Source organism: uncultured Thiothrix sp. (assembly GCF_937873765.1).
Taxonomy (GTDB): Bacteria; Pseudomonadota; Gammaproteobacteria; order Thiotrichales; family Thiotrichaceae; genus Thiolinea.
Window position 1 is genome coordinate 58,836 of sequence record NZ_CALMZC010000054.1, and the last position, 18,729, is coordinate 77,564.

At 47.0% G+C, this 18,729-nt stretch carries 21 protein-coding genes and 1 pseudogene; 14 read left to right on the forward strand and 8 right to left on the reverse strand.

Features of this window, described 5'->3' with window-relative positions; all coding sequences use genetic code 11:
• Positions 1-56: 56 nt before the first annotated feature.
• Entirely contained in the window at positions 57-581 is a 525-nt protein-coding gene (locus Q0307_RS15730) for a lipocalin family protein (RefSeq protein WP_298661834.1), read from the forward strand.
• Between the two features lie 50 nt (positions 582-631).
• On the opposite strand, the gene Q0307_RS15735 is transcribed toward Q0307_RS15730, so the two are convergent.
• Together Q0307_RS15735 and Q0307_RS15740 are read right to left on the reverse strand one after the other, a co-directional pair.
• Positions 632-973 (reverse strand): TusE/DsrC/DsvC family sulfur relay protein, encoded by a 342-nt coding sequence (locus Q0307_RS15735; RefSeq protein WP_298661835.1) that lies wholly within the window; start codon positions 971-973, stop codon positions 632-634.
• Between the two features lie 79 nt (positions 974-1,052).
• Positions 1,053-1,949 carry a hypothetical protein gene (locus Q0307_RS15740; RefSeq protein ID WP_298661836.1) on the reverse strand — a complete coding sequence of 299 codons (897 nt, stop codon included), beginning with the start codon at positions 1,947-1,949 and terminating at the stop codon, positions 1,053-1,055.
• Between the two features lie 93 nt (positions 1,950-2,042).
• Between Q0307_RS15740 and Q0307_RS15745 the strand changes: the two are divergent.
• A pseudogene (locus Q0307_RS15745) lies at positions 2,043-3,019 on the forward strand (IS3 family transposase); the annotation flags it as partial.
• Between the two features lie 86 nt (positions 3,020-3,105).
• Here Q0307_RS15745 and Q0307_RS15750 read toward each other — a convergent pair.
• The gene (locus tag Q0307_RS15750) at positions 3,106-3,522 is read right to left on the reverse strand and encodes an Lrp/AsnC family transcriptional regulator (protein ID WP_298661837.1); all 417 of its coding nucleotides are present in this window, start codon (positions 3,520-3,522) and stop codon (positions 3,106-3,108) included.
• A gap of 136 nt (positions 3,523-3,658) precedes the next feature.
• Here Q0307_RS15750 and yjeH point away from each other — a divergent pair, with 136 nt between their 5' ends.
• From yjeH to Q0307_RS15765, 3 genes are all read left to right on the forward strand, one after another.
• A complete protein-coding gene (gene yjeH / locus Q0307_RS15755; protein WP_298661838.1) occupies positions 3,659-4,912 on the forward strand; it encodes an L-methionine/branched-chain amino acid transporter in 1,254 nt (417 codons plus the stop codon).
• 60 nt (positions 4,913-4,972) lie between these two features.
• Complete coding sequence (gene gstA / locus Q0307_RS15760) at positions 4,973-5,578, forward strand: glutathione transferase GstA (protein ID WP_298661839.1); 606 nt, start codon at positions 4,973-4,975, stop codon at positions 5,576-5,578.
• 153 nt (positions 5,579-5,731) lie between these two features.
• On the forward strand, positions 5,732-6,370 hold the full coding sequence (locus tag Q0307_RS15765; RefSeq protein ID WP_298661840.1) for a 7-cyano-7-deazaguanine/7-aminomethyl-7-deazaguanine transporter: 639 nt from the start codon (positions 5,732-5,734) through the stop codon (positions 6,368-6,370).
• Between the two features lie 32 nt (positions 6,371-6,402).
• Here Q0307_RS15765 and Q0307_RS15770 read toward each other — a convergent pair whose 3' ends face one another.
• Both Q0307_RS15770 and Q0307_RS15775 read right to left on the reverse strand, forming a co-directional pair.
• Entirely contained in the window at positions 6,403-6,888 is a 486-nt protein-coding gene (locus tag Q0307_RS15770; RefSeq protein ID WP_298661841.1) for a GNAT family N-acetyltransferase, read from the reverse strand.
• A gap of 11 nt (positions 6,889-6,899) precedes the next feature.
• Positions 6,900-7,760 carry a DMT family transporter gene (locus tag Q0307_RS15775; RefSeq protein WP_298661842.1) on the reverse strand — a complete coding sequence of 287 codons (861 nt, stop codon included), beginning with the start codon at positions 7,758-7,760 and terminating at the stop codon, positions 6,900-6,902.
• Positions 7,761-7,986: 226 nt separating this feature from the next.
• On the opposite strand from Q0307_RS15775, the gene Q0307_RS15780 reads away from it, so the two are divergent.
• The 8 genes from Q0307_RS15780 to Q0307_RS15815 all read left to right on the forward strand — a co-directional run bounded on the left by Q0307_RS15780 (position 7,987) and on the right by Q0307_RS15815 (position 14,839).
• Positions 7,987-8,244, forward strand: a complete 258-nt coding sequence (locus Q0307_RS15780) for a DUF1127 domain-containing protein (protein ID WP_298661843.1) — start codon at positions 7,987-7,989, stop codon at positions 8,242-8,244.
• A 69-nt stretch (positions 8,245-8,313) separates the two neighbouring features.
• The gene (locus Q0307_RS15785; protein ID WP_298661845.1) at positions 8,314-8,943 is read left to right on the forward strand and encodes a trimeric intracellular cation channel family protein; all 630 of its coding nucleotides are present in this window, start codon (positions 8,314-8,316) and stop codon (positions 8,941-8,943) included.
• 2 nt (positions 8,944-8,945) lie between these two features.
• Positions 8,946-9,884 (forward strand): D-2-hydroxyacid dehydrogenase, encoded by a 939-nt coding sequence (locus Q0307_RS15790; RefSeq protein ID WP_298661848.1) that lies wholly within the window; start codon positions 8,946-8,948, stop codon positions 9,882-9,884.
• Positions 9,885-9,896: 12 nt separating this feature from the next.
• Positions 9,897-11,654: an NADH-ubiquinone oxidoreductase-F iron-sulfur binding region domain-containing protein gene (locus tag Q0307_RS15795; RefSeq protein WP_298661849.1), complete on the forward strand. Its 1,758-nt coding sequence runs from the start codon at positions 9,897-9,899 to the stop codon at positions 11,652-11,654.
• Positions 11,651-12,382 (forward strand): 2Fe-2S iron-sulfur cluster-binding protein, encoded by a 732-nt coding sequence (locus tag Q0307_RS15800; RefSeq protein WP_298661850.1) that lies wholly within the window; start codon positions 11,651-11,653, stop codon positions 12,380-12,382. The genes Q0307_RS15795 and Q0307_RS15800 overlap by 4 nt, the downstream gene beginning before the upstream one ends.
• Complete coding sequence (locus Q0307_RS15805; RefSeq protein WP_298661851.1) at positions 12,375-12,911, forward strand: NADP oxidoreductase; 537 nt, start codon at positions 12,375-12,377, stop codon at positions 12,909-12,911. The genes Q0307_RS15800 and Q0307_RS15805 overlap by 8 nt, the downstream gene beginning before the upstream one ends.
• A gap of 10 nt (positions 12,912-12,921) precedes the next feature.
• Positions 12,922-14,397, forward strand: a complete 1,476-nt coding sequence (locus Q0307_RS15810) for a Ni/Fe hydrogenase subunit alpha (protein ID WP_298661852.1) — start codon at positions 12,922-12,924, stop codon at positions 14,395-14,397.
• Positions 14,384-14,839, forward strand: coding sequence for a hydrogenase maturation protease (locus tag Q0307_RS15815; RefSeq protein ID WP_298661853.1), 456 nt, complete (start codon positions 14,384-14,386; stop codon positions 14,837-14,839). Before Q0307_RS15810 ends, Q0307_RS15815 begins: the two co-directional genes overlap by 14 nt.
• 102 nt (positions 14,840-14,941) lie before the next feature.
• Here Q0307_RS15815 and Q0307_RS15820 read toward each other — a convergent pair whose 3' ends face one another.
• Positions 14,942-15,490 (reverse strand): SH3 domain-containing protein, encoded by a 549-nt coding sequence (locus tag Q0307_RS15820; RefSeq protein WP_298661854.1) that lies wholly within the window; start codon positions 15,488-15,490, stop codon positions 14,942-14,944.
• Between the two features lie 92 nt (positions 15,491-15,582).
• Entirely contained in the window at positions 15,583-16,965 is a 1,383-nt protein-coding gene (locus Q0307_RS15825; RefSeq protein ID WP_298661855.1) for a polysaccharide deacetylase family protein, read from the reverse strand.
• A gap of 127 nt (positions 16,966-17,092) precedes the next feature.
• Here Q0307_RS15825 and Q0307_RS15830 point away from each other — a divergent pair, with 127 nt between their 5' ends.
• Positions 17,093-17,752, forward strand: a complete 660-nt coding sequence (locus Q0307_RS15830; protein ID WP_298661856.1) for a toll/interleukin-1 receptor domain-containing protein — start codon at positions 17,093-17,095, stop codon at positions 17,750-17,752.
• Positions 17,753-17,754: 2 nt separating this feature from the next.
• Here the strand turns inward: Q0307_RS15830 and Q0307_RS15835 are convergent, their stop codons facing one another.
• The gene (locus Q0307_RS15835) at positions 17,755-18,729 is read right to left on the reverse strand and encodes an ABC transporter permease (protein WP_298661857.1); all 975 of its coding nucleotides are present in this window, start codon (positions 18,727-18,729) and stop codon (positions 17,755-17,757) included.

The following is an 18,729-nucleotide window of genomic DNA, read 5'->3' on the forward strand; positions in this document are numbered from 1 at the left end:
GCAAGGCGCAATTCTTGCCGTTAAAATCGCCGTAACCCCTGTATAAGAGTATTGTAATGAAAAAATTTTATTTAACTTGGGTACTCGCTCTACCTTTATTTTTGCTGAACGCTTGTACCTCAATCCCCGAAGGGATTAAGCCCATTGATAATTTTCAGCTAGAGCACTACTTAGGTCAATGGTATGAAATCGCCCGTCTCGACCACAGCTTCGAGCGTGGTTTAGAACAAGTCACCGCAACCTATAGCTTGAATCAAGATGGTTCAGTACGTGTACTTAATCGTGGTTTCAACGCCATTAAACAGCAGTGGCAAGAAGCCGAAGGGCGCGCTCAGTTTGTAGAGTCACCACAAGTGAGCCGCTTGAAAGTTTCTTTCTTTGGCCCGTTTTACGGCGGCTATAATATCGTTGAGCTAGATAAAAACTATCAATACGCCCTGATTATCGGCAATAATCGTAGTTATCTGTGGATACTCTCACGCACACCCCGCCTAGACCCCACAACTCAAGAGCAGTTAATCCAACGCGCCCAAGCGCTCGGCTTTGCTACTGAGCAACTTATTTTAGTTAAGCAGCCTTAGACTTGAATCATTTCAGCAGCATGGCTAAAAAAGTAGGGATTGGAAATACACTATAAATCCAGCATTAATTTCAAAGGCTTGCGCATACCGGCTACTTTACAGGCCTGTTGCGCATAGCCTCTAGGGAAGAGTTTATATAAATATTTACGGGTAGCTTTCTCCGCGCCCCATTGCTCTTTCATAAACTTCAAGACTTTGCGCGCTTCCGGCACACTCGCATACTGCTCAAAATATTCACGCACGAACCACACTACTTCGCGTTGCTCGCCGACTAATTCAAACCCTAGTTCTAGCGCCAAAGCTTCCGCTAGTTCTTCAGACCAATCTTCAGGATTGAGTAGATAGCCTTCATTGTCACGAGAAATTGTATTTTGTGTAATGCTTGGCTGCATAATCAACTCCTACCACACTCACTTGCTTCCAGCATACTGATCAATGGCTATAAGCTATATGCTCCTAAAGAGATAGAGTTCAAGTAGCACTATTTACTGACTCAGCAGTCTGTTTACGCTTCAACAGCACTAAATGCTGATGCAACATCTCGGTCGCCAAGCCATGCAACACTAAACGAAAGCCTGCTTTCAGCGTTGAATGCGGTACTAAAGGATGGCGATTATTCAATAGTAATACTGGCAACGGATCCTGCAAAATTTTGCTGACATACAGCGCTATCGTCTCATCTAATTGCAAAGAATTGACTGAGCGCCAGAAATCATTATCGCTTAGAAAAAACTGAAAAATCGGCGTATACAGCTCAATCGCGGTTTGAATATCAATTTTATTAAGCTTCCCCCTTGGTAGGTCGTGAATAGGAAAATCGCCATCGGTGATCGCAGCAAAATTCAATTGCTCAGGGGCTACAATCTCACGCCCTTGTGCTTTTAAAGCCAAATTCAGACTGGTTATAAAATTGAAGAGATTCAAATCATGCTTTAAGAAGGCATCGTCTCTTAACTCTTCCAAGGTCTGAAAGCGCATAAAATGCAGAGACTGAATTTCAATACCCGGTAAATTATCCAGAATAAACCGCTGAATCTCACTGCCTAAGGTGAAATGGCGCAGGATAAACCGATTCGCTTCGGGGCTAACAAAGTGTTTTAAGCCCCAGACAATGGTGTTATGCAAAGCGGCTGGATGCCGCCAATGGGGTAACAGGCTTTTAAGCAATTGATTGAAAATAATCGTAGCACGAGCTAAGGGACGAACCATCGGCAGTAGATATTGGCGACTTTTACGACTGCTATCTGTTAGCCAAGCCTGTTTCACCTCAGAGGATAAAGGCGTGACACTATCCACATAAAGTGTGTACCAAGGGTTGGGGTCATCGGGGTTATGCTGCCAGTTTGACCAATCCGCGGGCGTGTTCACAGAATATGCTCCATTTATAACTGATCCCCTCCGCGAATAGTGGACAGAAGGAAAAGGGAGTATCTTTGCGATGAACTGAAAAGGTACTGCAGGATAAGTAAGACAAAATCCCCCAGTCCGAAAAGCACGACGTATACGCATCACAGCCACGAGTACAAACAAGAAGCGTTGAAACTCGCCAAGCAGATTGGCGTTGGCAAAGCGGCGTTACAGTTGGGTGTGCACGAATCCCAGCTTTATCAATGGCGCAAGGCGTTTGAGCACGCACAAACGGTGAGTGAGCGTGAAACGAGTCTCGCCGTGGAAAATGCGCGTTTAAAGCGTGAGTTAGCGGAAGTGCAGGAGGAACTCGCCATTGCAAAAAAGGCGGCCACCTACTTCGCGAAACAACTGAAGTGAAGTACGGTTTCATGAAACAACATCAGTCGACGTTTGGGGTAGCTGCGCAATGCCGTTACTTTGGCGTATCACGTAGTGGGTTTTATGCGTGGTTAAACCGCAAACCCAGTGCCCGTTTGCAGTGGAAACAGTTTTTAGATCAAGAGGTTAAGCAGTGTTTTGAACAACACAAGCAACGTTATGGCGCACAACGCATTCAACGTGAACTGCAACGCCAGAACCAGCCGTATGACATCAAAACCATTGCTGCCAGTTTGCGTCGTCAGGGGTTGGTAGCGAAAGCGGCACGCACCTTCAAAGCCACGACCCATAGTCGGCACACGTTACCTGTGTTTAAAAACCTTTTGAATCAATACTTTACCGCCTCGCAGCCGAATCAAAAATGGGTGAGTGACATCACCTATTTAGCCACGGCGGAAGGCTGGGTTTACCTCGCAGTGGTGATTGATCTCTATTCACGGCGCGTCATTGGCTGGTCAATGGCAGAACGCATGACCACCGAGTTGGTGTGTGCGGCCTTGCGCATGGCGATTTTCCAACGCAAACGCCCGATAAATGTCATGGTTCATTCGGATCGGGGCAGCCAATATTGTTCTCATATCTACCGTGAATTACTGGAAAAACATCAGTTTATCGGCAGTATGAGTGCTAAAGGTAACTGCTACGACAATGACTACCAAAGTCTGGTAGCGTTTGAAAGAGCGATTAAACGAAACCTCGCTTCTTAAACTGTCCACTTTAGACAGTGGGGATCAAATTAAATTTTCCACTCCCGCAATACGATATGCGTAACCACTTGCTTCACCGCCGGAAGTGCATCAATTTTTTCGCGTAGTTGCTCAACCTTTGCTAAAGACCCTACTTCAGCTTTAATCAACATATCTAAGTCGCCACTGATCCCATAGCATTCGCGTACCCCCGCCAGTGCCATCACCTGCTCCACGATCCCCACACAGAACCCCGTATGGCGCACTTCAAACCAAACATGAATTTGCTGCTGTGCAGATTGACGCAAGATGACTTGATAGCCCTGAATCTCCCCAGTTTCCTCTAAACGCTTAATGCGCTCTGAAACGGCAGAACGTGACAGATTTACTTGGGTAGCAATCCTAGAAACACTCTGGCGTGCATTTTGTTGCAAGACTTGCAAAATTTTCTGATCAAAATCATCCATACAGACACACTTTAAAGATTAATCAACAAGCAATTGGGCGTATTTAAACCTTAAAAAAGCCCAGAATCACGGCCAGAGACGACAGTCTGCAAATTAGAACTCACTTAAACTAAGTTTTTTCTAAAGAACTATCAGCATGACAAGCTTAAATCCGACGATTACACGCTGGCAAGGAATCGGCTTAGTGAGCACCACTTTGTTAGGCACAGGCGTCTTTATTTTACCGCAACTGACTTTGAATCTAGCAGGTAGCTGGGCAACTGGGGCGTGGTTACTCTTGACGCTTGCGATTTTACCCTTGGCTTTAGTCTTTGCAGAATTAGGCAAGCATTTTCCCAATGCCGCCGGCCCTGCATTTTTTGTCCAGCAAGCATTTGGCAAAGCCTATGGGCAAATGATCGGTCTGTTATTTTTATGCATCATACCGGTGGGTGCACCCGCAGCTTTAATGATTACTTTTGAATTTTTAAAACCACTCATTACCCTCACGCCTTTCCAAGCCTTAGTCGGGCAACTGTTGGCTTTTGTTTTATTATTTGCCTTAAATTGGCGCGGTATGCAGTTATCAGGGCGGCTTCAATTAGGTTTAACCTTGGCGATTGTCACCGTATTAACCAGCCTAATCCTTGCCTTTATTTGGCAAACACCCTTAGCTAAAACCGAATTGCCCACAGGTACGCGTAGTGGTGTTTTGCAGGCGATGAGCTTAGCTTTATGGAGCTTTTTAGGGATTGAAGCCGTGACACATTTATCGGCTGAATTTAAACAGCCCAAGAAAGACTTTGTGCCAGCGGTTTTGGGCGGTACGGTACTGGTAGGCTGTATTTATCTGAGCTGTACTTTAATGAGTAGTCTCGATGCCAATGCCCCTTTAGCTATGGTTGGCGCTTATGAAACCTTATTGCATAGTGACAGTGGGCGCTGGGTGATTGGGATTTTGGGGTTAGCCAGTGGTTTAGCGACGGTGAATGTCTATATGGCGAGCTTTGCGCGCTTGGCTTGGTCTTTATCTTTAAGCCAAGACGCTGTTTTACCGACCGCTTTGCAGGCTTTGAATAAGCATCGTGTACCTAAGCGTGCTTTAGCACTTGTTTTAGTCGTGGCAAGCCTAGGCTTAATCCTCAGTTATAGCTTAGGTGAAAGCTTTGAAGCTTTAATTCTCTGGGCAAATGGAATATTTATCTTAGTGTATATTGCTTCAATGCTAGCCGCTTGGCGTTTAGTCGAGCACAAATATCGACCTGCAATTCTGCTTGCCTTAGGCATTTGTGCGGGCTTTGCGTGGAGTTTGGGTGCAGCTTTACTGTATGCCTTGGGCTTCGCTACTATCTTAGCTTTATGGGTCTTGTTCAATACCAACCAGAGTGCTGCCTTCAACAAAGATAATTAGCAATCTGTCTGTACTTGACTTATGGTTTACTCCTCACATTTTTCATTATAGGAGGTCGCTTTGAAACTTTTTATCTCCCCTGGCGCCTGTTCTTTATCTCCCCATATCGCTCTACAAGAGTCAGGCTTAGCCTTTGAAGTTGAGAAAGTAAATTTAAAAACTAAACTGACCGAATCAGGTGTGAGCTTTCCTGAGATCAATCCTAAAGGCTATGTACCCGCTTTATTATTAGATTCTGGCGAGCTACTGACTGAAGGCCCCGCGATTGTGCAATACATTGCGGATCAAGTACCGGAGAAAAACCTAGTACCCGCGCATGGCACTATGGCACGTTACGAGTTACAGGCTTGGTTGACTTATATCGGTACTGAATTGCACAAGTCCTTTGTGCCTTTTTTCCATCATGGCAGTGCAGACTGGCAAGCGGTCGCTAAAGCGAATTTAGAAGCGCGCTATGCCTATGTGAATCAGCATTTAGCCGATAAAAATTACCTGCTTGGTGAGGACTTTTCAGTAGCAGACGGCTATTTATTCACAGTGACGCGTTGGTTAAGGGTGAGTAAATTAGATTTAGCCGCTTGGCCACATTTAACAGCTTTCCAAAAACGCATGGCTGAACGCCCTGGGGTACATGCCGCTTTAAAAGCAGAAGGTTTAGCTTCTTAAGCACAAAATCTTAGCCATGAGCTGCCTAACTGCGCAGCTCCGACTTTCAGGCAATTTTATTGAGTTCCTTGAAAAACTAGGCGTATAATCGCGCCGCTTTTGCATTTGATTAACTTGGGTTCCCTCACCCCCAACGACAAAAAGGTCAAAATTATGAGTTTATTCCCTCCGGCTCCCTTACGAGTCACTTGGTTAGTGCTAGTTTCTTTTCATTTATTTATCATTGCGCTCAGCAATTACCTTGTACAAATCCCGGTTGAAATCTTTGGCGTTCACACCACTTGGGGTGCAATCACTTTTCCCTTTATTTTTCTAGCAACGGATTTAACAGTACGGATTTTTGGTTCCAGTTTAGCGCGCAAAATCATCTATACCGCCATGCTACCCGCACTACTGATTTCCTATCTGTTTTCAGTCTTGCAAACGGGAGGCTCAGCAGCTTTAAGCCAATTTGATAGCTTTGTAGCCCGAATTGCCTTTGCGAGCTTCTTAGCTTATACGCTCGGACAGTTGTTAGATGTGTATGTATTTAATCGTTTACGTAGCTTGCCACAATGGTGGATTGCACCGACTGCTTCGAATGTGATTGGCGGTTTTTTAGATACTACGGTTTTTTTCAGTATTGCTTTCTATCAGAGTAGTGATGCCTTCATGGCAGCCAATTGGCCAGAAATAGCTGCGGTCGATTATGCCATCAAAGTAGTGGTGAACTTATTACTTTTTATCCCATTCTATGGTGTTGTGATGGCGAATTTTGCACGACGTATCACCATCAAACCAACAACCGTTTAAGCACGCGCTTAAAAACCGCAAGCTGAGCAGGCTTAACTAGCCTGCTCTTTTAAGTAACGAATCCCTGCCTGCATTTCCTCATAAAGGAGATAATCCGTGATTTGCATGCCTAATTCCCGATAAGTCTGTTGTGCCTGCTGATTATCCTTTTCGACATATAAACGGAAACCACACACATTGCCCTGCTCAGTCGCTAAAGCTTTAACGGCAGCATAAAGCTTGCGATAAATTCCTTGGCGGCGCGACTTAGGCTGCACATAGACACTCTGTACCCACCAAAACACACCATTCCGCCAATCGCTCCATTCGGTAGTAATCATTAAAGAGCCGACAACTTGCTCTTCGTGCTCAGCCACTAAATAAAAACCATAGGCTGGATTAGTCAGTAAACTGTGCACACCTGCTAAAACGAGTTCTGGAATCAGCTCTTTGTGTTCGGTTTCTAAAGCCATCTGTTGATTAAACGCAGTAATAACTACTGCATCTGCCAAGACGGCTTTACGAATAATCACCTGCATTTTTTGCTCCTTTAAGCTTTTAAACGGCGCTGATAATAGATGATAAATAAGCCACTGCCGACGACTAAGCAGACCCCTAAGAGCTGATTGAAGGAGACCACCTCCCCAAACACTAAAAAGCCAAATAGTAAAACCCAAGGTAAAACAAAATAGTTGAAGGGCTGCAACACAACAGCAGGCGTATATTTTAAAGCGTGAATCATCGAATAATGGCTTAAAATACCAAGTAGACAAAGCGCTGCGACTATTAAACCTTCACTCAGCGTCATCGGTTCCCAAAAGAAAGGTAAAAAAGGCGCAGTCACTGCAGCAGCCATCAAACCAGTATAAAACAAAGAGGAATCGGCACTGTCGGTGCTCGCCACATAGCGGGTTAATAAACTATAGATGGCAAATAGCACTGCACACCCCACTGCTACCCAGCTATAAACTGAAAAAGATACTGAACCGGGTGCAATAATCACTAGCGTACCAAGGAAGCCTACCAAAATACCCAACCAGCGGATCAAGCCTACTTTTTCCCCTAAGAATAAAGGTGATAGCGCTGTGACCATCAGTGGAAAACAGGCAAAAATACTATGCATTTGCCCCACACCAATATGGGTAAGCGCCCAAGCAAATAATAAGCTTTCTAAACCCAGAAGCACGCCACGCAATAATTGTACAGGCACATTTTTGACTTTGACCACTGCACGCAGAGGGCGCTTGCGAGTCGTCCACCAAACGGCAAAACCAAAGAAGACTAAATAGCGAATCCCCAGAAACTGCAACACTGGCATACTATTACCAAGCAGTTTAGTCGTGGTGTCTTGAATAGCAAAAATAAAGGTAGTGAAAATCATTAAGGCAATGCCCTTATTATAATCTTGCATGCCAACTATCCTTGCATTAAACACAGTAGCATAAGCCCTCTAGCAGCTTTAACCAATTACTGAGTCGCACTTTTTAAATCAATAATTAACCCTTCAGGTCAACATTCCTAAGCCTGCAGATGAAAAAAATTAGCTTGTTGCATCGCAGCATTATTTCTAGAATTTATCTGCATAAATTAATGATTAACACCATAAACACATTACACACCTCACCTAGAGAAATAAAATGAAAGCCTTAGCCATGATCTACGCTAGTATGATCGAAAACTTCCAGAAAAATCGCACCTTACGTAATTTGAGCAAGCTGAACGATAGCCAATTAGATGATATTGGTGTTTCACGCGAGTTATTAGCTCAAGGCACGCGAGCCTATCCTTGGCTTATCCTCGAAACCGGTTTGCAACAGCCCACGACCGGTGCTGTCTTATTCCAGTTTAAGCAAAAAGCTGCGAATGATAATGATCAGTTGCCACGTGCTGCTTAAGTTTTAGCATCGATCTCACTGCTCACTTCACTCTGCAGCTTAGCTAGATTTTCGCGTAGAATACCGCACATGAATCTAGAGTTTTTTCAGCAAATTTTAACAATCGTTGCGACGGTTACCTTAGCCTTCAGTGGAGTGCTGCAAGCAGCACGTTATCAGATGGATTTCTTTGGCGCTCTCGTCCTAGCCTTTGTGAGTGCAGTGGGTGGGGGTACTTTACGTGACTTATTGATTGGGGCTACGCCTGTATTTTGGGCCGTTGATCCTAGCTACATTCAGATCATCATTCCGACCACTGTTCTGTCGATTCTTGCCCTGCGTTTTTATACCCCCCCCCCTAAACTCTATCTGGTCGATGTTGCAGATGCTGCTGGCTTAGCTCTCTTTGCTATTTTAGGCGCGCAAAAGGCATTGAGTTATCAATTAATTGAGCCAGTAGCAGTGATTATGGGCGTGATCACAGGCATAGCAGGCGGGATGATTCGCGATGTACTCACACCGACGACACCCTTCGTGATGCGTAGTGAAATGTATGCCCTAGCAGCTATTATTGGGGTAGTCGTCTATACTTTAGTTCGTAGCTATATTCCTGAAACAGCAGCGATGATAACTGGTATGTTGGCCATTTTTAGCTTGAGAGTAGCGGCTATTTATTGGCAAATCCAAGTGCCCATTATTAAATTCAAAGATAAGACTTAAACATGAATCATCTACTCATTTTAAGTCCAGAAGCTGCAACCTATAAGCGACTACTTGCGTCTTATGCACTCCCTGATTTGTACATGCATCTCGCCACTAGCCTTGAAGTTTTACCTGATAACTTAAGCGAGATTAATCTAGTCATAGCGGATCCGCCGCTACTAGCTCCGCTACTCGAACGCTTACCTAAACTTGTTTGGGTACAATCGACTTTTGCAGGGGTGAATGCTTTATGCCAGCCTGAATTGCGCAGTGACTATTGGCTCACCAATGTCAAAGGCGTATTTGGCTCTTTAATAAGTGAATATGTATTCGGTTATATTTTGGCTTTGGAGCGGGGTTTACTGCGTGCTTATCGACAACAAACGCAACAACTTTGGCAGCCCTTCTCTTATCGAAGTTTAGCTGGCTTAAGCATCGGGATCGCCGGTTTAGGTGCTATTGGTCAGCACCTTGCCAGCACTGCCAAACATTTTTCAATGTATGTGAAAGGATTAAAACTGAGTCCTGCAGCTGTACCAAATGTAGATGAGCTTTACATTCTGCCAGAACTAACGTCCTTTTTGCAGGATTTAGATTATTTAGTCATTACTCTGCCTGCTACAGATCGTACCCATCACTTATTCAATGCTGCTGCTTTAGCGCAATTAAAATCTGAAACGGTTTTAATTAATGTTGGACGCGGTACTGTTGTCGATCAAGCAGCCTTGACGGAAAGTTTACAAACTAAGCAATTGCGTGCTGCCGTTTTGGATGTCTTTGAGGAGGAACCCTTACCAGCAAATGACCCCTTGTGGTCTTTGGATAATGTGTATATCACCCCGCATCAGGCTGCAGTTTCCTTTCCAATGGATGTGGTAAAAATCTTTGTGCAGAATTATCAGCACTTTCACCAAGGTCAAACCTTAGACTACTTGATTGATTTCCAAAAAGGTTATTAATTGTAATACATTATGCACTTAGCCCCACTACCCTCTCTAGCAAAACAGCCATCTGCTGATCATTTGCTACATCGTCTGCACCAGTTGCAGGAGCATCACCGCTACATTCCTGCTGAAACGCTTGCACCCTTGGCGGCTGAACTAGGTTTGCCCATCAGCCAAATCGAAGCTGTCATTGATTTTTACAATTTTTTCCACCGTACTCCGCGTGGGTGTTTCGACATTTTATTTAGTAATTGTACCAGTTGTGGCGATCTGGCGTTGATGCAGCAATTGTGCGAGTTGCTGGATGTGCAACCTGGTGTGACCCGCGCCGATGGCAAGGTCAGTATTGACCAGACTTCGTGCGTGGGCATGTGTGATCAGGGCGCGGCAGCCTTGGTCAACGGGCGTACCCTGACCAAACTGACGACGGAACAGTTGCCACAGCTTACTGCACTGGTAAATACTGCCACCCCGCTGGACGCATGGCCTGTCGGCTGGTTTTCAGTGCAGGACAATATCCGTCATGCCGGTTTGCTGATCAACGATGCATTGCCCGCAGGTGCGGGATTACGCGCCGTCCTGCAAACAGATGCAGATCAGTTGCTAGCCGAAATCAAGCAATCCGGTTTGCGCGGACGCGGCGGAGCGGGTTTCAATACCGCGCTGAAATGGCAATTGTGCCGCGCTGCCGACGCGCCGGAACATTACGTGGTGTGCAACGCCGACGAAGGCGAACCCGGCACGTTCAAAGATCGCGTGTTACTCACTAGCTTTGCGCAACAAGTGTTTGAAGGCATGGCGTTATGCGCCTATGTGATCAATGCACGGCACGGTTTCCTGTATCTGCGCGGCGAATACCGCTACTTGTTACCGTCACTAGAAGCCACCCTCGCAGAAATGCACGCCACCAATTTGCTAGGGGAAAACATCCTCAAGCAACCTGGTTTCGACTTCGACATTAGCATTGTGCTGGGTGCGGGCGCGTATATCTGCGGCGAAGAATCTTCCTTGCTCGAATCGCTGGAACAAAAACGCGGTGTGGCGCGAGTGCGCCCCCCATTCCCCGTGACTCACGGCTATCGCGGGCAATCTACCGTGGTGGATAACGTGGAAACTTTGCTGGCAGCCACCCACATTGCGGTGCATGGCGGGCAATGGTTCCGTGACCACGGTACAGCGCAATCCGCAGGCACAAAAATCCTCAGTGTGAGTGGCGATTGCACCGCCCCCGGTATTTACGAATTCCCATTCGGCATTAGCTTGCAAACCTTGTTGGAAACTTGTGGCGGATTGGATGCACAAGCCGTACAAGTTGGGGGGCCGTCTGGCACATTGGTGAGTCGCGAAGAATTCGGGCGCAAGCTGGCGTTTGAAGACCTCGCAACGGGCGGCTCGATCATGGTGTATGGCGCACAGCGCGATTTGCTGGCAGTGGTGCGCAATTTCACCCATTTCTTTGCCCACGAAAGCTGCGGATTTTGCACGCCTTGCCGCGTCGGAACACCGTTGTTGCGCAAGTACATCGATAAAATTGCCGCCGGACATGGTACGGCTTATGACCGCGAAGAAATGGTACGGCTGGGCAAGCTGGTGAAACGCCGTTCGCATTGTGGGCTGGGGCAAACCGCTGCCAATCCGCTGCTGGATTTGCTGGAAAAATTCCCGCAAGTTTGCAGCGAACGCTTACTGCATCAGGATTACGAACCGTTCTTTAATCTGGATGCCGCACTTGCCACGACCCGCGATTTAACCCACCGCGACGATGCAGAGGCGCATTTATCATGAGTCATACCTTATTTATTGACGGGCTGGAAATCCCTTTCGCGCCCGGACAAACCATTATGGATGCGGCCTTAGCAGCGGGCATTTACATTCCGCACCTGTGCCACAAACCGGGGCTAACCCCGCACGGCAGTTGCAAACTGTGTACCGTGGATGTGGATGGGCGCAGTGCTGCGGCGTGTACCTTACCCGCTACCGCTGGCATGAAAGTCGATAACCATACCCCCGCTTTGCAAGAAGTGCGCAAAACGCTGGTGCAAATGCTGTTCGTGGAAGGCAACCACTTATGCCCGACCTGTAGCAAAACGGGCGATTGTACCTTGCAAGCCCTCGGCTACCATTTCGGCATGTTGGATGGGCATTTCCCACCGTTTTACCCATTGCGTGAAATCGATGCTTCCCACCCTGACATTGTGTTGGATCGTGACCGCTGCGTATTGTGTGAATTGTGCGTGCGAGCCAGCCGCGAACAGGATGGCAAAAACGTGTTCGCGATTGGCGGACGCGGAGCAGCTTCGCACCTAATCGTCAATTCCCCCAGCGGCAAACTCGGCGATAGCGATTTAACGTTGGACGATGCCGCCGCACACATTTGTCCGGTGGGCGCGATTCTGCCGAAAAATCATGGGCATGAAATCCCGATTGGGCGGCGTACTTTCGACCTGCATTCGGTTACTGAAGCCGATGTCGCGCACGTCGGCTTACAAAAAACGGAGCATCACGATGAGTAAGATTCGGATTGCCACCACCTCACTCGCAGGCTGTTTCGGTTGCCACATGTCGTTTCTAGACATGGATGAGCGACTGGTCGACTTGCTGGAACACGTCGAGTTTGACCGTTCCCCCCTCACTGACATTAAACATTGCCAGCCCTGCGACATTGGTTTGGTGGAAGGCGGACTGTGTAATGCCGAAAACGTGCACGTCCTGCGCGAATTCCGTCAGCAATGCAAAATCCTGATTGCGGTCGGGGCGTGCGCCATTAACGGCGGCGTGCCAGCGATGCGCAACCATTACACGGTGCAGGAATGTTTGGAAGAAGCCTATTTAAACGGCGTGGGCGTGGATAACCCCATGATTCCGTCTGACCCTGAATTGCCGTTGTTGTTATCCAAGGTTCACCCCCTGCACGAAGTGGTGCGCGTGGATTACTACCTGCCGGGTTGCCCGCCACCGGGCGATGCATTTTTCTCCATTTTGAGCGACTTATTGGCGGGAAAAGAACCTTCCCTGCCGAAAGCCATGCTGCATTACGATTGAGGGTCTGGACATGGAATACCATCAAACCGACGGATCACGCCGCATTGCCATTGACCCCATTTCGCGGGTGGAAGGGCACGGCAAAATTACCCTGCTGCTGGATGCCGACAACCACGTACATGAAGCACGCTTACACATTGTCGAATTTCGCGGCTTTGAGAAATTCATCCAAGGTCGCCCCTACACCGAAGTGCCGTATTTTGTACAACGCTTGTGCGGTATTTGCCCCGTTTCCCACCATTTAGCGGCGGCGAAAGCGGTTGACCAACTGGTTGGCGTGGATGAATTAACCCCGACCGCGACTAAATTGCGCCGCTTGCTGCATTTCGGACAAGTATTGCAATCGCACGCGCTGCACTTTTTCCACCTGTCTTCGCCCGACTTTTTGTTTGGTTTTGGCTCGGATATGGCACACCGTAATATCGTCGGCGTGCTGGAAGATTACCCCGACATTGGTTTGAAAGGCATAAAACTGCGCAAGTACGGGCAGCAAGTCATCGCTGCAATTGCGGGTAAGCGCATTCACGGCGCGGCAACCGTTCCCGGCGGCATGAACAAAACCTTAAGTAATGACGAACGTAAAGCCTTACTGGTGGATGTTGCCGACATTATTACGTGGTCACAGGATGCGGTAACGCTGAATGAAACCATTCACTTACAACACCCCGAAAACCATGCTTTCGCCACCATGCCCACCAATTATGTGGGTATGGTCGGTACGCAAGGCGAAATGGAGCTGTACCACGGCGGCTTACGTGCCAGACGTGCCGATGGCAGTGACATTTTCGACCAGTTTGATTACACCCAATACAACGCGGCGATTCGTGAGGAAGTGCGCAACTGGTCGTACATGAAATTCCCTTACCTCACCACGCTTGGCAAGGAAAACGGCTGGTATCGCGTTGGGCCGTTAGCACGGGTCAATCTGTGCGACAGCATTCCCACTCCGTTGGCAGAAGCGGCGCGGGTACGTTTCCGTGCTTTTGCGAATGGTGCGTATGTACACGACACGCTGGCGTTCCATTGGGCGCGAATGATCGAAATGTTGTACTGCGCCGAAGCGATTCAAGCATTGCTGCATGACCCTGAGATTATGGGCACGGATTTGGTGGTAACGGGTGAAAAACGCCGTGAAGGCATCGGCGTGATCGAAGCTCCACGCGGTACACTGTTCCACCATTACCAAGTGGATGAACAAGGGCTGGTGGAAAAAGCCAACCTGATTGTTTCCACCACCAGTAATAACCATGCGATGAATGAATCGGTGCGTTCGGTTGCCAATCACTACCTTGACGGGCAGGAAATCACCGAAGGCTTGCTCAATCATCTGGAAGTCGCGGTGCGTGCGTATGACCCGTGCTTGTCTTGCGCCACTCATGCTTTGGGCAAAATGCCATTACAAGTGGAATTGGTGAGTCATGACGGGCAATTGCTCAGCCGCGTCAGTAAAAATATCGATGGCAGTATTGGGTGTGAACTTGACTAAAATTGCTCCCATTCTGCTGTTTGGCTACGGTAATCTGGGGCGCGGCGATGATGCACTGGGCGTATTGTTGCAGGAAGCCATTGCTGCCCTGCAACTGCCCCGTGTCGAATGCTTAACCGATATGCAATTACAGGTCGAACATATTACCGATCTGGTCGGGCGGGAACGCATTCTGTTCGTGGATGCCGACGTGAGTTGCGCCGCGCCGTATCTATTGGAAAAACTAACCGCACAACAGGATGACAGTTACACCAGCCACGCGCTAACGCCTGCCGCTTTGCTTCATGCTTTCCGTCAAGTGTATGGCATGGATGCGCCCCCCACGCAGGTATTGCACATTCGCGGCTATGTCTTTGAATTAGGCGATGATTTGAGCCTAAAGGCTCGGGAGAACTTAGCGCAAGCTCTATCGCTTATTAAGCAATCTTGGCCTTTTTTCTAACTACGCCTCCAGTAGAAAGCAGCCTATTGGTCTACTTCGCTTATATTAGCTGATAGTATCACCGGCAAGGCTGCTTTTTTGCTAACCTGAACTCAGATTAGTTTAGTACTGTAATGGCACATCCATTTGCTGGTATTTCGGTGCAAACTTTGGTTTAACACCACTGATATTAGCTCCGGGCTGACAGGAATAATGGTGATTATGCATGACCCCACCATTAGGATGGCTATGCGTAACAGAGCGTGTACACTCATTGGCCGGATGCGTATGGCTGACACTAGCATTCCGAGTATTCGGACGTATTTGGCGTGTAGGACGCTGCTGACGAGTTTGGCGGTTAACACGATTCGAAGAAGTTTGCTGCGTTACTGGCTGTAAGAACCGCTGATTTACCCAACCACTCTGCCCCGCCCAACTCACCTCAATCCAATTACCTTGTTTGTTGCCAGTAGCTACCACCGTTTGGCCATTATGGGGAATGCTGCCGATAACATCACTATTCGAATCAGGACCAGCACGCATATTTAAGGCATCGTTGCTGCTGACGTTTACCACTTGCATGAATTGAGTAGCTGCCTGAGCCGATACTACCCCTGCTAAAGCCAGCGCTGATGCTAAAGCAAGCGTGCGTAGTGTTTGACGTAGTTTCATTCAGAATCCTTCCTTATCTCGTTAGATTAGACACTCAGCGGCCAAGCCGCCCCTTCCACAAGTTTAGCACTCAAAGACTCTTTGGTGCTTTTTCAATAAGTCACAGTCACCAAACCGCGATCAGGTACTACTTCAAATAAAGCATAAGTTTTACCTTGATTAACCACCGTGCGTCCAGCACGACTGACTGAATTTTGTTTCACACTCAAGCTGCCATTCCAAGCATCGGGTAAGCGCATTTTGAGCGTCAGTGGCTGGTCAAACCAAGTATCATTCATTTGATCCTTGAGTTGGAAACTCACACTATTCGCGGTACGCTGCACACTGGTCAACTGAGCCGTAGCATATTCCTGACCATACTGAGCAACCTGAGTAAAAGGTGCTATCCAAACCTTATCTTCTACTTCCTGCAGATGCGCTAAGACTTGGCGTACCTCATTCTTCGCCGTATCATTGGGAATATTATGATAATGCACCACATACCAAGTCCGATAATTTGCGCTGGTGGGATTAAACACTGAATCAAAATAAGCCCAAGGTGCTTGCGGATTTAAAAAATTACGTGCTGAACTCACTGAAGGTACTTTTAAATAATCAATTTTAGCTGGATTACTCAAAGCACCATACACATCACGCACTGCCAAGAAATACTTAGCCGCTTCAGCACGACTGTTTTTAGTACGGTCACTGGTTAAAGGTTCACAGGGCGAACCACGCTTATCAGTATTGATACCAAAGGGATAAGCTAGAGCACGCACCTTTACATTAGCTAGACTTCGCTCAATTTCCACTTGGGATTGGCGATATTCACGGAAAGTGTTGAAGAGCGCATCGCATAAATGCGTCTGCCCATGTGATTGCACATCATGGCCTTTATCTACAGCTTTTTGCCAATGCCCCCAATGATCTGCCGAACTCCAACCAATTTGATTAGCAATCAAAAACCAAGTCCATTTCCAGCCATACTGTGCAGACATGTCATACCAAAAAGCATGATCTTGCACATGATTATCATCAATCGTCAGGCTAAAGGCAGCTATTTTATCTTTAGCCCACATAGAAATACTTAAGTCACCTACATTTGCAGGCCATTGCAAGCCGTTGACTGTAAAACGCGGAGTTGTACCGGGATCAGGTAAATTCAAGAGCTGCCCTGCCTTACTTAAAGGGGGAATAGGTGGCTCGGTAAAGCTGTAATCTCCTGGTTCGCGTTTAAATTGTGGAGTGGTTTGGATTAAGCTTTCTGGCTTTTTTTCACCCTCTGCTAGCCGCTTGGCACGTTCATTCTCCAAATACCACAAACTATCCGCTTGATCATAGAACGCAGCTTGACGATCCTCCTCTTGCAAAGTTTGCGATAAAGGTTTCACTTGCCCAGTTTGAGTTGCTTGAGTCGTTTGGTCATTACAAGCACTTAGACTGAGGGCTAACGCCATCAATGAAACCTGTAAACCGCTTTTTTTTAGATTGATCATAAAACATGCTCCCTTTTTGATAATGACCCTATCAACACTCAGTGAGTTCCTCAGAAACTTAAGAAACTATGGGTTCAATAGTAAAAACGCTATAATTATAAAGATCCTTTTTTTAAGGAAGATAGCCATGCCCAACCATACACGTGTATTCATTAGTTATAGCCATGATTCCGAGCATCATCTGCAATTTGTGCTCGAACTTGCCGAACGCCTTATAGAAGATGGGTTTAATTGTGTCTTAGATTTTTATTTAGACGAATCGCCTGATGAGGGTTGGCGCGCTTGGCTAGAAACAGAACTTGCCGCAGCCGATTTCGCTCTAGTGATTTGCACACCGGATTATTTAGAGCGCTATCGAGTGAATGAACTGGTTGCGCCTGACACTGAAAACTTTAGTGGTTTAGTGATTACTGAAGCCATTTATAATGGCTATGCGACGCGGACTAAGTTTGTACCAGTTTTACCGGAAGGGGGCAAACTACAAGATATTATTCCTCCCTTACAGGGTCAGAATACTTTTGAGTTAATGCTTGATTATTTGGGGCTACATCAGCTTTTGAAGAATCGGCCTATTCGACTCACGCAGACTACGCCGCAAGCGATGGGTTGGAGCGAACCAAGCGCAACAAACTCTAAATTAGAGCAGCTCACACAACCCCAACCAACGCTGATTACACCCCTAAAAGTTTCAGCCAACTCAGATAAAAAGAATAAGTTATTTTTTTATTTAGCGATCCTAAGTGGAGCTTTAATTTTAGGCACTTTAATAGCCCTGTTAGGGTTTTAGGCCTAACGCTCTTTCACATACGGCAAACCAACCGCTTTCGGCGGATTGGCCCTCCCAATAAATCCAGCCAATAAAATTACGGTAAGCAAATAAGGTAAAGCCTCAATTAATTGCACCGGAACCAGACCAATACCCGGCAAACTCACACCCTGTAAACGTACAGCTACTGCATCTAAGAAGCCAAATAGCAGGCAGGCAAATAAAATCGGCCAAGGACGCCATTTCGCAAAAATCAAGGCTGCTAAGGCCATAAAGCCCTGACCGGCTGTCATATCACGAATAAATTGCGCATTTTGCGCATTCGCTAAATAAGCCCCAGCAAAGCCACACAGCACACCTGCAATCATTACGGCACGATAACGCAAGCCAGCTACTGAAATACCCGCCGTATCCACAGCTTTAGGATTCTCACCCACAGCGCGTAAGCGCAAACCAAAGCGAGTGCGATATAACACCCACCAACTTAAAGGCACTAAAGCAAAAGCAAGATAAACTAAAATATTATGCCCAGACAATAATTCGCTATACAACAAACCAAGACCCGGTATATCAGCTACCTGCTGAGCAAAAGGTAAATTAATTGCCGTGAACCGCTGATCATTACTTAGTGCAGGCGTCGAGCCACCCTGATGAAACCAAGCTAACCCCAGAACTACGGTTAAGCCTGAAGCTAAGATATTAATCGCGACTCCACTCACAACTTGATTACCTCGATGCGTAATACAAGCAAAACCATGCAATAGAGCAAAACCCACTGAAGCTACAATTGCCATCAATAAACCGAGCCACACGGAACCACTCACAGAAGCGACTGTCGCAGCCGCAAAAGCTCCAACCAACATCTTACCTTCTAAACCAATATCGACAATCCCTGAACGCTCTGAGAATAAACCCGCTAAGGCAGCAAAAATCAAAGGGGTTGAAACCCGCAAGGTAGCATCTAGACTTAAAATTAACCAAACCCAAGCATCCTGCAT

Excerpts from the sequence above, each read along its gene's own strand:
- yjeH (WP_298661838.1), top strand. The coding sequence starts at position 3,659 with ATGACAAGCTTAAATCCGACGATTACACGCTGGCAAGGAATCGGCTTA.
- Q0307_RS15825 (WP_298661855.1), bottom strand. The coding sequence starts at position 16,965 with ATGATCAATCTAAAAAAAAGCGGTTTACAGGTTTCATTGATGGCGTTA.
- Q0307_RS15810 (WP_298661852.1), top strand. The coding sequence starts at position 12,922 with ATGGAATACCATCAAACCGACGGATCACGCCGCATTGCCATTGACCCC.
- Q0307_RS15780 (WP_298661843.1), top strand. The coding sequence starts at position 7,987 with ATGAAAGCCTTAGCCATGATCTACGCTAGTATGATCGAAAACTTCCAG.
- Q0307_RS15750 (WP_298661837.1), bottom strand. The coding sequence starts at position 3,522 with ATGGATGATTTTGATCAGAAAATTTTGCAAGTCTTGCAACAAAATGCA.
- Q0307_RS15765 (WP_298661840.1), top strand. The coding sequence starts at position 5,732 with ATGAGTTTATTCCCTCCGGCTCCCTTACGAGTCACTTGGTTAGTGCTA.
- Q0307_RS15730 (WP_298661834.1), top strand. The coding sequence starts at position 57 with ATGAAAAAATTTTATTTAACTTGGGTACTCGCTCTACCTTTATTTTTG.
- Q0307_RS15770 (WP_298661841.1), bottom strand. The coding sequence starts at position 6,888 with ATGCAGGTGATTATTCGTAAAGCCGTCTTGGCAGATGCAGTAGTTATT.
- Q0307_RS15775 (WP_298661842.1), bottom strand. The coding sequence starts at position 7,760 with ATGCAAGATTATAATAAGGGCATTGCCTTAATGATTTTCACTACCTTT.
- Q0307_RS15820 (WP_298661854.1), bottom strand. The coding sequence starts at position 15,490 with ATGAAACTACGTCAAACACTACGCACGCTTGCTTTAGCATCAGCGCTG.
- Q0307_RS15735 (WP_298661835.1), bottom strand. The coding sequence starts at position 973 with ATGCAGCCAAGCATTACACAAAATACAATTTCTCGTGACAATGAAGGC.
- Q0307_RS15830 (WP_298661856.1), top strand. The coding sequence starts at position 17,093 with ATGCCCAACCATACACGTGTATTCATTAGTTATAGCCATGATTCCGAG.
- Q0307_RS15785 (WP_298661845.1), top strand. The coding sequence starts at position 8,314 with ATGAATCTAGAGTTTTTTCAGCAAATTTTAACAATCGTTGCGACGGTT.
- Q0307_RS15800 (WP_298661850.1), top strand. The coding sequence starts at position 11,651 with ATGAGTCATACCTTATTTATTGACGGGCTGGAAATCCCTTTCGCGCCC.
- Q0307_RS15805 (WP_298661851.1), top strand. The coding sequence starts at position 12,375 with ATGAGTAAGATTCGGATTGCCACCACCTCACTCGCAGGCTGTTTCGGT.
- Q0307_RS15795 (WP_298661849.1), top strand. The coding sequence starts at position 9,897 with ATGCACTTAGCCCCACTACCCTCTCTAGCAAAACAGCCATCTGCTGAT.
- Q0307_RS15835 (WP_298661857.1), bottom strand. The coding sequence starts at position 18,729 with ATGCAGGATGCTTGGGTTTGGTTAATTTTAAGTCTAGATGCTACCTTG.
- Q0307_RS15790 (WP_298661848.1), top strand. The coding sequence starts at position 8,946 with ATGAATCATCTACTCATTTTAAGTCCAGAAGCTGCAACCTATAAGCGA.